The organism is Bacillus sp. 1735sda2, from assembly GCF_024159245.1.
GTDB lineage: Bacteria > Bacillota > Bacilli > Bacillales > Bacillaceae > Bacillus > Bacillus pumilus_O.
This window is the reverse complement of record NZ_JAMYWZ010000001.1, coordinates 2,921,616-2,933,643: the sequence shown is the minus strand read 5'-3', so window position 1 is coordinate 2,933,643 and position 12,028 is coordinate 2,921,616. Positions and strand designations below refer to the sequence as shown.

At 40.4% G+C, this 12,028-nt stretch carries 18 protein-coding genes; 11 read left to right on the top strand and 7 right to left on the bottom strand.

What is annotated here, in order from left to right; all coding sequences use genetic code 11:
• From menB to menC, 3 genes are all read left to right on the top strand, one after another.
• Nucleotides 1-819, top strand: coding sequence for a 1,4-dihydroxy-2-naphthoyl-CoA synthase (menB, locus tag NKR21_RS15260; protein ID WP_012011001.1), 819 nt, complete (start codon nt 1-3; stop codon nt 817-819).
• 71 nt (nt 820-890) lie between these two features.
• A complete protein-coding gene (locus tag NKR21_RS15255) occupies nt 891-2,351 on the top strand; it encodes an o-succinylbenzoate--CoA ligase (protein WP_144457590.1) in 1,461 nt (486 codons plus the stop codon).
• The gene (menC, locus tag NKR21_RS15250; protein ID WP_144457592.1) at nt 2,338-3,462 is read left to right on the top strand and encodes an o-succinylbenzoate synthase; all 1,125 of its coding nucleotides are present in this window, start codon (nt 2,338-2,340) and stop codon (nt 3,460-3,462) included. The genes NKR21_RS15255 and menC overlap by 14 nt, the downstream gene beginning before the upstream one ends.
• Nucleotides 3,463-3,568: 106 nt before the next feature.
• On the opposite strand, the gene NKR21_RS15245 is transcribed toward menC, so the two are convergent.
• The 4 genes from NKR21_RS15245 to NKR21_RS15230 form a co-directional block, all read right to left on the bottom strand.
• Nucleotides 3,569-3,760 (bottom strand): hypothetical protein, encoded by a 192-nt coding sequence (locus NKR21_RS15245; RefSeq protein ID WP_012010998.1) that lies wholly within the window; start codon nt 3,758-3,760, stop codon nt 3,569-3,571.
• Between the two features lie 25 nt (nt 3,761-3,785).
• Nucleotides 3,786-3,944 carry a DUF1540 domain-containing protein gene (locus tag NKR21_RS15240; protein WP_008360682.1) on the bottom strand — a complete coding sequence of 53 codons (159 nt, stop codon included), beginning with the start codon at nt 3,942-3,944 and terminating at the stop codon, nt 3,786-3,788.
• A gap of 68 nt (nt 3,945-4,012) precedes the next feature.
• Complete coding sequence (locus NKR21_RS15235; protein WP_186299663.1) at nt 4,013-5,059, bottom strand: cytochrome d ubiquinol oxidase subunit II; 1,047 nt, start codon at nt 5,057-5,059, stop codon at nt 4,013-4,015.
• A 21-nt stretch (nt 5,060-5,080) separates the two neighbouring features.
• A complete protein-coding gene (locus NKR21_RS15230; protein WP_003217550.1) occupies nt 5,081-6,412 on the bottom strand; it encodes a cytochrome ubiquinol oxidase subunit I in 1,332 nt (443 codons plus the stop codon).
• 175 nt (nt 6,413-6,587) lie between these two features.
• Here NKR21_RS15230 and NKR21_RS15225 point away from each other — a divergent pair, with 175 nt between their 5' ends.
• Nucleotides 6,588-6,830: a type B 50S ribosomal protein L31 gene (locus tag NKR21_RS15225; protein WP_003217579.1), complete on the top strand. Its 243-nt coding sequence runs from the start codon at nt 6,588-6,590 to the stop codon at nt 6,828-6,830.
• A 93-nt stretch (nt 6,831-6,923) separates the two neighbouring features.
• Here NKR21_RS15225 and NKR21_RS15220 read toward each other — a convergent pair whose 3' ends face one another.
• Nucleotides 6,924-7,913, bottom strand: coding sequence for a metal ABC transporter solute-binding protein, Zn/Mn family (locus NKR21_RS15220; protein ID WP_012010996.1), 990 nt, complete (start codon nt 7,911-7,913; stop codon nt 6,924-6,926).
• A 214-nt stretch (nt 7,914-8,127) separates the two neighbouring features.
• Here NKR21_RS15220 and NKR21_RS15215 point away from each other — a divergent pair, with 214 nt between their 5' ends.
• Nucleotides 8,128-8,691, top strand: coding sequence for a beta-class carbonic anhydrase (locus NKR21_RS15215; RefSeq protein WP_012010995.1), 564 nt, complete (start codon nt 8,128-8,130; stop codon nt 8,689-8,691).
• 1 nt (nt 8,692) lies between these two features.
• Here the strand turns inward: NKR21_RS15215 and yidD are convergent, their stop codons facing one another.
• Nucleotides 8,693-8,917, bottom strand: a complete 225-nt coding sequence (gene yidD / locus NKR21_RS15210) for a membrane protein insertion efficiency factor YidD (protein WP_003217666.1) — start codon at nt 8,915-8,917, stop codon at nt 8,693-8,695.
• 126 nt (nt 8,918-9,043) lie between these two features.
• On the opposite strand from yidD, the gene NKR21_RS15205 reads away from it, so the two are divergent.
• Entirely contained in the window at nt 9,044-9,517 is a 474-nt protein-coding gene (locus NKR21_RS15205) for an S-ribosylhomocysteine lyase (RefSeq protein WP_012010994.1), read from the top strand.
• A 114-nt stretch (nt 9,518-9,631) separates the two neighbouring features.
• On the top strand, nt 9,632-10,066 hold the full coding sequence (locus NKR21_RS15200) for a FixH family protein (RefSeq protein WP_012010993.1): 435 nt from the start codon (nt 9,632-9,634) through the stop codon (nt 10,064-10,066).
• A gap of 8 nt (nt 10,067-10,074) precedes the next feature.
• Here the strand turns inward: NKR21_RS15200 and ytzI are convergent, their stop codons facing one another.
• Complete coding sequence (gene ytzI / locus NKR21_RS15195; RefSeq protein WP_041815877.1) at nt 10,075-10,221, bottom strand: YtzI protein; 147 nt, start codon at nt 10,219-10,221, stop codon at nt 10,075-10,077.
• A gap of 131 nt (nt 10,222-10,352) precedes the next feature.
• Here ytzI and NKR21_RS15190 point away from each other — a divergent pair, with 131 nt between their 5' ends.
• The 4 genes from NKR21_RS15190 (at nt 10,353) to NKR21_RS15175 (ending at nt 12,001) form a co-directional block, all read left to right on the top strand.
• Complete coding sequence (locus NKR21_RS15190; RefSeq protein ID WP_012010992.1) at nt 10,353-10,790, top strand: Dps family protein; 438 nt, start codon at nt 10,353-10,355, stop codon at nt 10,788-10,790.
• A gap of 125 nt (nt 10,791-10,915) precedes the next feature.
• Entirely contained in the window at nt 10,916-11,107 is a 192-nt protein-coding gene (locus NKR21_RS15185; protein ID WP_003217712.1) for a hypothetical protein, read from the top strand.
• A 137-nt stretch (nt 11,108-11,244) separates the two neighbouring features.
• Nucleotides 11,245-11,649: a phage holin family protein gene (locus tag NKR21_RS15180; protein ID WP_012010991.1), complete on the top strand. Its 405-nt coding sequence runs from the start codon at nt 11,245-11,247 to the stop codon at nt 11,647-11,649.
• A gap of 43 nt (nt 11,650-11,692) precedes the next feature.
• Nucleotides 11,693-12,001, top strand: coding sequence for a hypothetical protein (locus tag NKR21_RS15175; RefSeq protein WP_012010990.1), 309 nt, complete (start codon nt 11,693-11,695; stop codon nt 11,999-12,001).
• Nucleotides 12,002-12,028: the final 27 nt, after the last annotated feature.

Here is a 12,028-nt window from a genome sequence, read left to right as displayed (position 1 = left end):
ATGGCTATTGAATGGCAAACTGAGCGTCAATATGACGAAATTCTATATGAAACGTACAATGGGATTGCAAAGATTACGATTAATCGTCCACACGTACATAACGCGTTTACACCTAAGACTGTGAGTGAATTAATTGATGCATTTTCGCGTGCTCGTGATAATTCAAATGTTGGTGTGATCGTACTTGCAGGTGCTGGCGGCAAAGCATTCTGTTCTGGTGGAGACCAAAAAGTGCGCGGTCATGGCGGTTATGTAGGAGACGACCAAATTCCGCGTCTAAATGTACTGGACTTACAGCGTTTGATTCGTGTCATTCCAAAACCTGTTGTTGCAATGGTGGCTGGTTATGCAATCGGCGGCGGACACGTTCTTCATATTGTATGTGACCTGACAATTGCAGCAGATAATGCGGTATTTGGACAAACTGGTCCAAAAGTAGGCAGCTTTGATGCTGGTTATGGTTCAGGCTACCTTGCACGTATTGTAGGTCATAAGAAAGCGAGAGAAATCTGGTACTTATGCCGTCAATACAATGCACAAGAAGCGCTTGATATGGGCCTTGTCAATACAGTTGTACCATTAGAGCAGCTTGAAGAAGAAACAGTGAAGTGGTGTGAGGAGATGCTAGAAAAGAGCCCGACTGCTTTACGATTCTTGAAGGCTGCATTTAATGCAGATACGGATGGATTAGCTGGAATTCAACAATTTGCAGGAGATGCGACACTTCTTTATTACACAACAGATGAAGCAAAAGAAGGACGCGATTCCTTTAAGGAAAAACGCAAGCCGGACTTCGGTCAGTTCCCGCGTTTCCCTTGATTCAATCATACCGATGAAAAACAGCTTAGTGCATCAGACTAAGCTGTTTTCTTTTACGAAAAGGAGGTGTCATGATGAAGCAACCGAATTGGCTGCTCCACCGTGCTTATGTAACACCAGAAAGAGTCGCGCTCATTTATCAAGATAAAAAATGGACATTCCGCGATTTAGCTGATGAAGTCAATGAGCTTTCAAATAGACTTGCACAAACATCATTAAAAAAAGGGGAAGCAGTCGGGCTTCTGATGAACAATCATCCTCAAATGGTGATGCTTGTTCATGCTTGTTTTTCATTAGGATTCAAAATCGTTCTATTGAACAATAAGTTAACAAAAGCGGAAAGACGCTTTCAACTTGAAGATGCAAAAGCAGCCGCTTTATTTACTGAACCTGTTTATGCCAGTGATCATAAGGGTGAACTTCCCGTTTATACAATGGAGACATTACCTGAAGCAGGTCAAGAGAATGTAAAGAAAATCGAAAACGATTTTGACTTGAACCAAACAGCGACGATCATGTATACATCTGGCACAACAGGACGCCCAAAAGGGGTCGAGCAAACGTTTGGTAATCATTTTCATAGTGCAGTTTCCTCTGCACTCAATATGGGCCTCAGAGAGGATGATCGCTGGCTTATTTCACTGCCTCTTTTTCATATTAGCGGATTATCCGCTTTATTTAAGTCTGTGATTTATGGGATGACTATCGTACTTCATCAGAAGTTTGATGTCGATGAAGTAATAGGTTCGATTGAACAGCATCGTGTGACGATGATATCTGTTGTCCAAACAATGTTATCTCGTTTATTAAGCAGACTGGAAGAATGTCCGTCTTCTTTGCGCTGTCTTTTATTAGGCGGAGGGCCTGCGCCTTTGACGATGCTTCAAGAAAGCAAAGAGAAAGGGTTCCCTGTCTTTCAATCGTACGGCATGACAGAGACTTGTTCACAAATTGTGACCCTTGCACCTGAATTTAGTGTAGAAAAGCTTGGATCAGCGGGAAAACCCCTTTTTGGGTGTGAGCTGAAAATTCAAGATGGTACACGCATTTGTTGTCCTTTTGAGCATGGCGAAATTATGGTGAAAGGGGCAAATGTCATGAAAGGGTACCTTTACCGTGAAGAGGCGACCGCTGCTGCCTTTGATCAAGGCTGGCTGAAAACGGGGGATATTGGCTATGTGGATGAGGAAGGTTTTTTATTTGTGCTTGACCGCCGTTCAGATTTGATTATTTCTGGCGGTGAGAATATTTATCCTGCTGAAATTGAAGCGGTCCTGTTAACACATCCGCATGTAAAGGAAGCCGGAGTGACGGGTATAGATGATGATAGATGGGGAGAGGTACCAGCTGCCTTTCTTGTCACAGATCATAAAATATCGAAGAATGAGCTCTATGCTTTATGTGAGTCGCATCTAGCAAAATATAAATGGCCTGCCTCTTTTCACTTTGTGGACGAGCTGCCAAGAAATGCGTCAAATAAATTGCAGAGGCACAGACTCAAGTCAAAGGGGTTTTTAGATGATTCAAATTGAACGAGTGATTTTATATCATGTTACGATGAAGCTCAAGCAGCCATTTACCACAAGTCTTGGGACCATCTCAGATCGTGAATTTATTATTGTCGAGGTAAAAGATCAAACGGGATTGACTGGATGGGGAGAAGTGTCAGCCTTTTCTTCTCCGTGGTATACGGAAGAAACCATTGAGACCTGTTACCATATGCTGAGAGCTTTCTTTATACCAAATGTGCTGACACGCACCTTTACACACCCTTCAGACATACCAGACAGCCTGTACCAATTTAAAGGGAATAGGATGGCGAAAGCGGGAATTGAAGCGGCTGTTTGGGATATTTATGCGAAGCGTGAGAATAAGTCGTTACGAGATGTATTAGGCGGTACCAAGGATAGAATACCTTCTGGAGTTGTAGCAGGGTTAGGACCCATTGATGACATGCTAAAGCAAATACAGCAATTTGTGGACCAAGGCTATCAGCGTGTAAAGGTGAAAATTAAGCCGGGACAGGATATTGGAATCCTTAAAAAAATTAGAGAGTCTTTTCCCCACCTTCCACTCATGGCGGATGCAAACTCTGCTTATGAGTTAAAAGATATAAGCAAACTCAAGCAGCTCGATGACATTCGTTTATTAATGATTGAACAGCCATTAGCTGCAGATGATATCGTCGATCATCGCCATTTGCAAAAGCATTTAAAAACACCGATATGTTTGGATGAAAGTATTTGTTCCTTAGATGACGCTAGAAAAGCTGTAGAGCTTGGCAGCTGTCAGATTATTAATGTGAAGCCTTCACGAGTTGGTGGGCTAACAGAAGCCCTTAAAATCCATACATTTAGTAAAGAGCATCAAATTCCATTATGGTGTGGGGGAATGATTGAAACAGGCATTTCCCGCGCGCAGAACGTGGCACTTGCTTCTCTTCAGCAATTTACTATTCCAGGTGATATTTCAGCTTCGTCAAAATATTGGGAGCAGGATATTATTTATCCTGAAATCAAGGTTGAAAATGGTTTTATTGAGGTGCCTCGTTCCCCAGGAATGGGCGTAGAAGTGGATTATCAAGCGCTTCGTTCTTTTTCAGATAAAATTGACGTGTTTACAAAACATGATTTTGTGATGTGAAAATGAGATATTCACCTTTTGCACATCCATTAAAAACTATATATAGTGAGAGAAAGTCTTTCCTTCCTGTCTCAACAAAAAAGAAAGAGCGGTGATCCGCTCTTTCTTACTCTTCTACCAGTTCACTGTCATAAGCAAGCTGTCCAATATAGTGATTCATCTCACTTGGCATGTCTGCTGCATGGCCATATTCATAATCCCAAAGATTTAAAAAGGAGTGAGCAGCCTGATAAAATGCGGCTTCGTCCGCATCATGAATTTCATCAAAAAACGTTTGAAGCAGCCGATCGTGTTTCAATGTGAAGCGCCTCCTTAAATGAGACTTAAAGGTCTTGTGGTTTAAACGTTTTACAATCCGTTTCTTCACTTTTTTCAGCCGTATTTCCTGTATGGCTGACGACATAGATTGCATCTGCACCACAGCGGTTTCCAGCATTCCAATAGGAACAGTTATTGACTTCACAAAGGATTTTTTGACTCATACAGATGACCTCCTTTTGAGTATGTCTTTCTTCTATAATGTAACCGAAATGAACCTCATCCATTCACGTTAATCTTCCTGGCGAATATAGCGCTTATCCTTCATAAACAATCTCCAGAAGAAATAGAACCCAGGAAATAAGATGATAAAACCTACAATATACGTGATAAATAATGCTCTAAATGTCACAGGGTCTGTAAATCCAGACATGATTGTAATATCTGGATAGGCCATATAAGGCAAATGGGCGCGTCCGTACACGTAGCTTGCTAAAAAATATTGAATGGTAATCGCAATGACAGCTAAACGCGGCCTGCCTTTCCGATGCTTAAACCGGCTATTTGGCAAAAATAGAGCCAGCCCTGCTAGCAAAAACATCAAGAGTGATACAAGAAGAATAGGGAAGTTCTGCATCATTTTTGTGAACAGCCAATTTGCCTCGCTTCTTAATGTCAGCATGATGAAAAAGGCCATCATGAGTGAAAGCGGACCCGTAATGAGCGCTCCTCTTCTATAAATGCTGTAAGCTTCATCTTCATCAGCCACATTCGAGAAATCAGCTAAAAGCAATGATGAAAGAAAAAGGGTGCTGAAAATGGCAAAGCCGACAAAAGAATAGACATTTGCACTCGTAAAGACCAGTCCAAGATCTAAAGAGTAGTTGTTGTTCTGCTCAAAGATAAATCCACCATGAGTAATCGGAAGAACCATGATGAGGATCGATGGAATGATAAAGCCGCTAATCCCTGAAATGTAAGTCACTGCTTTTCTGTATTTTTTAGGAAGAGAATGAGAAAATACGAGAAACCCGCTTCGCAGTGCAAGAAGCAATAATATAATGCTGCCGGGTATTAATAAAACAGTACCAAGGACAAAGGTCGCACCTGGAAACATGCTAAACAACGCAACAACAATTGCGACAATGAATACGTTCGTTACTTCCCATGTTGGAGAGAGGTACTTATTTGCGATATTAGCGGCCTTTGTTTGTTCTTTATTCATATAAATCATGGACCAAAATCCTGCGCCGAAATCCATTGATGCCATCACTGCATAGATAAAAACGAACCCCCATAAGATGGTGATTGCAATGAGTGCATCAGTTGTCACATCCATTTGCATCTAGATCGCTCCTTTTTAAGATTCTGTTAACCGTAGGTCTTCTTCAATCGAATGTTTTCTAAAGTAGTACGTCAGCACAATCACAGTTGCTATGCCTAAGATGAGATAGACGATGGCAAATAGGATAAAGAGTGTGCCAATTGAGCCTGATGATGTGACGACCTCTGAGGTTTTGAGCATTCGGTAAATGACCCATGGCTGACGGCCTGTACAGGCAAAGATCCAGCCGAATTCAATAGCTAAAAGACTAAGGGGTCCGCCGAATAAGTAGAGAAAAAGGAGCCACTTCGGATAATGTTCGCGTTTTAAAATTTTACGATAAAGCAGTGCTAGCACCGCAAACAAAATGAGGACTGAGCCAATAATGACCATGCCATTAAATAACGTGTGTATAAATAAAGGGGGCCACTCGTCACGCGGGAAATCATTTAAGCCTTTGACCACTGTATCAAAGCTATTCCCTGCAAGGAAACTAAGCGCCCAAGGGATTTCAATTGCTCCTTTAATTTCCTTTGAATCGGCATCAGTAAAACCACCTATTGCAAGAGGTGCATGTGATTGTGTTTCAAATAAACCTTCAGCACCTGCTAACTTTTCAGGCTGATATTCGTACAGAAGCTGAGCAGACTCATGACCATTTATGGCCGTGAGAAATGAGAAGAGGCCGCCTACAATGAGTCCAAGAAAAAGAGCTTTTCGATGAAACGTATAGAGTTTCTCATTCTTTCTTGTTTTGAGCATTTTAAAAGCGGCTACTGATGCAATGACAAAAGCACCTGTTGTAAAAGCAGACAGCACGACATGTGTCGCAGTTACGACGAAGCTTGGATTGAAAAAGGCCTTCCAAGGCTCAATATTCGTAATTTCTCCATTGACCATTTGAAAGCCAGCAGGAGTACCTTCAAATGCATGTACGTTTGTGATCAGGATCGCTGAAGCGGCTGCACCAATCACGACAAAAATAACGGTAATAATGCGCATAGCAGGTGATAGGCGATCCGCTGCGTACACATAAATAGACATAAATAATGCTTCAATAAAGAACGCATAAATTTCAATCTGAAATGGCAGTGACATGACTTTTCCGATGACTTCCATAAAACCAGGCCATAGAAGAGCGAGCTGGGTACCAGCAATCGTTCCTGTTGGAATGGCGACACCTAACAAGACAGCCTGCGCTTTCGTCCACCGTTTCGCCATGACAGCATAGTGAGGATCTTTCGTTTTTTGGAAGATGAGTTCAGCTAACAAAATCATTAGCGGGATGCCGACGCCAAGCGAGGCATAAATAATGTGAAAGCCCATGGTTGTGCCGAACAGGCTTCTAGCTAAAACGAGATCAGTCAATTTTTTCTCCGCCTTTCTTATCGCTTCTCTTTTTCATGATGTTATTATTCTCCACCATTTTTAGATTATTCTTCCTGACTAAGAAAGCTTGATTTTTGACAAGTTGTAAAAGAGGGAGTAGAATATAAATATAAAGCGTAATGATTACGTTTTGACAACGAAAGGAGTTTTGACATTGAAAAGAGATATTCATCCAACCTCACATGAAGTTGTATTTATGGACGTAAACAGCGGCTACCGCTTTTTGAGTAAATCGACAAAGTCATCCAATGAGACAGTAGAATGGGAAGACGGGAAAACGTACCCTGTCATAAAAGTAGAAACAAGCTCTGATACGCATCCTTTTTATACAGGACGCCAAAAATTCGGAGAAAAAGGCGGAAGAGCCGAGTTGTTTAAGAAAAAGTATCAAATGTAATATAAAAAAGCACACCCTACAATAAAGCACACCCTACAATGGTGTGCTTTTTTTACAGCAAAAAACCCCGGATCATCACCCAGGGTTTAACAATTAATCATTTAAAGCAGTTTTCAAGGTCTTTAGGTTTTGTTTCATTAAGCTAACGTAGCTTTCGCCATTTTTGGCGTCATCTTCAGTTATAGATTCTAAATTTTTAAGTGTGAGGCTTTTTGCCCCAATTTCACTGCGGATCGTATCTGAGACTTTGCTACTGACGTTGTTTTCAAAAATCACATATTGAATGTGATGCTTTTCAGCTTTTTGAACAATGCTTTCGAGCTGCTTTTGTGAAGGCTCTTCAGAAGCGGATAATCCTAATACACTAATTTGCTCAATACCGTAGCGCTTTTCCCAATAACCGTAGGCTGCATGGGAAACAAGGATTTCTTTATGTTTTGCTTTAGATAATGTTGTGTTGAACTCTTGATCTAGCGATTGCAAATCTTTTTTTAGTTTTTCATAGTTTTTTGTGTATTCGTCTTTATGATCTGGATCTAATGAAACGAGTGTATCTTTAATGTTTTTCGCCATTTGCTGTGCATAAACAGGGTCTAACCATGCATGAGGATCTTTATCTCCGTGATCGTGTCCATCATGGTCATGTTCTTCTCCTTCATGATCGTGATCATGATCTTCCTCTTCTTCATGTGAATGCTCTTCTTTTGTCGATAACAATTTGATGCCTTCGGCTGCTTTGACTGTTTTCACGCCTTGGTCTTTTAAGGTAGACGCGGTTTTGTCAGCGAATGCTTCAGCACCTGTGCCGCTGTAGATGAAGGCGTCACCTTCAGCCATTTCAACCATCGTTTTTGAACTTGGTTCAAAGCTGTGTGCATCTGCATTGGCAGGGTAGACGCTTTGCGCATGAACATGAGAACCGCCAATTTTTTCAGTGAAATCTTGAATAGGGAAAATAGTGGTGTAGACGGTTAGTTTTCCATCTGCTTTTCCTTTTGAAGCATTTGTGCCCGCACTGCTTGAGCAAGCGGCAAGGCCGATCGCAAATAAAGCAACTATTAACATATAAAAGATTTTTTTCATGTGGAAAATGTCTCCTCTCAATCTATTAGATAGAAATGATTACGATTTAATGTCCTGAGTTATTGTATCGTAATAATTACGATTTGAAAAGAGGAAAATAAAAAAATTTCACCAGAAGATGTTTCCTTTAAAAAAAATGCGCTGCAAAACGTGACGAAATTTCTCACATTGTGCTATATTTATTTTTAAAAAAAGATAAAGGAATGGACAACGTATGAAACTTTTAGAAGAAATCATCGAATATAATCAACAATTTATTGAAGAAAAGAAATACGAAGAGTTTACAACAACGAAGTTTCCACAGAAAAAAGCTGTCATTCTGTCATGTATGGATACAAGACTTGTCGAGCTGCTTCCACGTGCAATGAACATGAAAAATGGAGATATCAAGATCGTCAAAAGTGCTGGTGCTCTTGTGTCTCATCCATTTGGAAGTATTATGCGAAGCATTTTAGTGGCTGTTTACGAATTAAATGCTGACGAGGTTTATGTCATTGGACATCATGATTGCGGTATGAGCAAAATAGATAGCCAAACACTTTTAAACAAAGCCATTGAGCGGGGTATCCCAGAAAAACGGATTGAAGTACTGGAATACTCAGGAATTGATTTTAAACAGTGGCTCAAAAGCTTTAGTTCGGTCGAAGAGAGTGTGAAGGACAGTGTGTCCGTTGTGAAAAACCACCCGCTCCTCCCATCAAATGTGCCTGTGCACGGTCTTGTCATTGATCCTGGAACTGGCAAGCTTGACGTAGTCGTTAACGGATATGAAAAGTAAGTTATTTTTCCTTTTTCGGCGGGACAGGATCGATGCCGCCAGGATGGAGCGGATGACATTTTAAAATCCGTTTGATGGTGAGCCAGCCGCCTTTTAAAGCGCCATGCGTTTTGATCGCTTCTAGCCCGTAGTTTGAGCATGTTGGATAAAACCGGCAGCTAGGCGGTGTAAGAGGGGAAATACATTTTTGATAAAAGCGTATGATGCCGATAAAAATTTGTTTCATAAAGGTTCCTCCTTGTCTGTCTTTCACAGTATAAGAAAAAAGGACAAGGAAGGAAAGTTTTATAAACTAAACTGGTCGGAGAAATATGTTATAATATAGGAAATTGCAATTATAGGAGTGGTGATTATGCCTTCAGTTGAAAGCTTTGAACTTGATCATAATGCTGTAAAAGCGCCATACGTTCGTCATTGTGGCGTTCATAAAGTGGGATCAGATGGAGAAGTCAATAAATTTGATATTCGTTTTTGTCAGCCAAACAAACAAGCAATGAAACCTGATACGATTCATACATTAGAGCATTTACTTGCGTTTAACATTAGAACACACTCAGAGAAATATGATCATTTTGATATCATTGATATTTCTCCAATGGGCTGTCAGACAGGCTACTATTTAGTGGTCAGTGGTGCACCAACTCCAGAAGAAATCGTTGAACTTCTTGATGCAACATTCAAGGATGCAGTTGAGGTAACAGAGATTCCTGCTGCAAACGAAGAGCAATGCGGTCAAGCGAAACTTCATGACCTTGAAGGGGCAAAACGTTTGATGCGTTTCTGGCTTTCTCAAGATCAAGAAGAGCTTCTCAAAGTATTTGGTTAATCAATCATAAACCGGACATCATGATGTCCGGTTTTTTTGTATTCGATCATGAGATGTCAAAATAGGGGATATTTGTTAAAATGGACATGTCAGTAATAGAAGGGGGAACTCTGGATGCGAAAAATGTTGGGAATGATAGTGTTGCTTTTGTTACTAAGTGCATGTGGGAACTCTGCAGCAAATAGTGGCAAAGGGGAGGTGCCTGAACTATTAGAAGTGAAGCTTACAGGACCTGAACAAGTGGAGAAAAATGAAAGCGTTATAGTAAAAGCAGCTGTCACATATGGTGATACGCCTGTTGATGACGCAGACGATGTTCAATTTGAAGTGTGGAAAGATGGCGATAAGGATAACAGCAAGATGATTCAGCCAAAGAAAGAGAACAAAGGTGTATATGAATTACATACAGCCTTTAAAAAAGATGGCCTTTATATCATACAAGTCCATGTGACAGCTAAACAGCAGCATAATATGCCAAAGACGAACATCCATGTAGGTGATGTGAAAAAAGAGAATTCATCTACTGAAGAAGAAACCTCACATCATTAAGTGTCATTTTATTTCGGGTTAGGACGTTGGTTTGGTTCAGCATCCTGTGGTGTGTCGATTTTATGCTTATATTCATAAGCCTTCGATGTTGTCCACAGCGATAAAAAGACAACGATTGAGATAATGATAAAGCTGATAATCCCAAGTAGCAGCATCTAACTCCCTCCTTATTTCCATATTAACATATATTTCATGCAGTCAAAATAGAAGAAATTCATGGCAGGTTTCAGTATAATAGGAAAAGGGTATTCTCATACTAAACGCAATTACATAAGGAGGAATAAACATGTCTGAAAAATTATTACACGTCGTCAATAAACAAGTAGCAGATTGGACTGTGCTTTACGTAAAATTACATAACTATCACTGGTACGTAAAGGGAAAAGACTTCTTTACACTCCATGAGAAATTTGAGGAACTTTATACAGAAACAGCGACATACATTGATGATTTGGCTGAGCGTATGCTTGCGTTAAATGGACAACCTGTTGCGACAATGAAAGAATGCTTAGAAATTTCTAGCATTCAAGAAGCTGAAGGAAATGAATCAGCGGAGCAAATGGTGAAAAATCTATATGATGATTTCTCCAATATTGCTGAAGAATTAAAGCAAGGAATGGAGCTGGCTGGAGAAGTTGGCGATGAAACAACCGGTGATATGCTGCTTGCAATTCATCAATCTATTGAGAAACACAACTGGATGCTTAAAGCATATTTAGGTTAATACGTATGTGGAAGGAATGTCGATCGTCAAGAGATCGACATTCCTTTTTTGTTGGAATCGGGACAGACAGCCCATTGAAATCATAGGGCTTTCAGCCGAAGAGAAAAGAGAAGGGAGGGGAGAAAATGTCTTCTATTGCAGGAATGATGAGTCAGCAAGTCGCGAGCATTCAAAAAACACTTAATATTAGTTTGTTGAATTCACAGCTTGCTACGAATACAGCACAAGCCATGGTCATGCTGGATCAAGTCCAGCAGCAGCCTCAAGCTGTTCAGCCAAAGGATTCAGACGCTCGCTTTATCGATGTGAGAGTCTAAAGATGGAAGCCGCCGCACAAGGCGGCTTTTTTTCTTTAAAAGACGACGCCTTTATTTTTTGTCGTCCAAGCTATTGCGAGGAACTGACATATACTATTGAGGTAAGGAGTTCCACTCTGAAAGGATGTTGATGCCAAGTGAGCAAGGATTTAGGCATCTTTTCGTTGTTTACAGTCAGTTTGTCAGCGATGGGCTTTCTGTTTGGTGGAGCAGGATATTTACTGATGATATTAGTAACACTCATGGCGATTGAATTAATTTGTTCAAGCCTAAGAGAATCTTTGACAGGACAGCTCACAATGAAACGTTTTTCTACGCGGCTTGTTCGAAAGATTGTGACGGTCTTTTTAATATCGATGGCTCATTTCTTTGATGTCATGCTGAAGACAAACGGGATGATTAAGGATTTAGCGATCATCTTTTATATTATTTATGAATCTTACCAAATCGTCTCGACAGCCAATGCCCTCGGAATTCCTATTCCACAGTTGTTTATTGATGTGTTGGACATGTTAAAAAATAAATTGCGCAAAAAGCCGTAATTTCTTCGTAACTGGTCATACTAAAGGAAAAAGGATGAATCAGATGACGAGACACACATATTATGTATCCGTACAAGATGGATCGATATCGCAGCATAGAGATGCGGCGGCTTGGCAATTTCAAATAGAAGCAGATGATGATCAAATTTTGCAGTTGAGGGAATATTTCGATGAACAGTATATGACCGATTGGAAAGGCTTCTTTCGAGCGCATGTTCCGTATCTTGAATATCATTATGACAGTCCGAATGATGAAATGGATCGAAAAAGAAAAGAGATATACTCTATGATTTTTAAGCTCGGAAATGAAGAGACAAAGAATTTTATTGAAACAAATGGATTAATGAATTGAAAAAGCATGTAGAGATTTTCTACATGC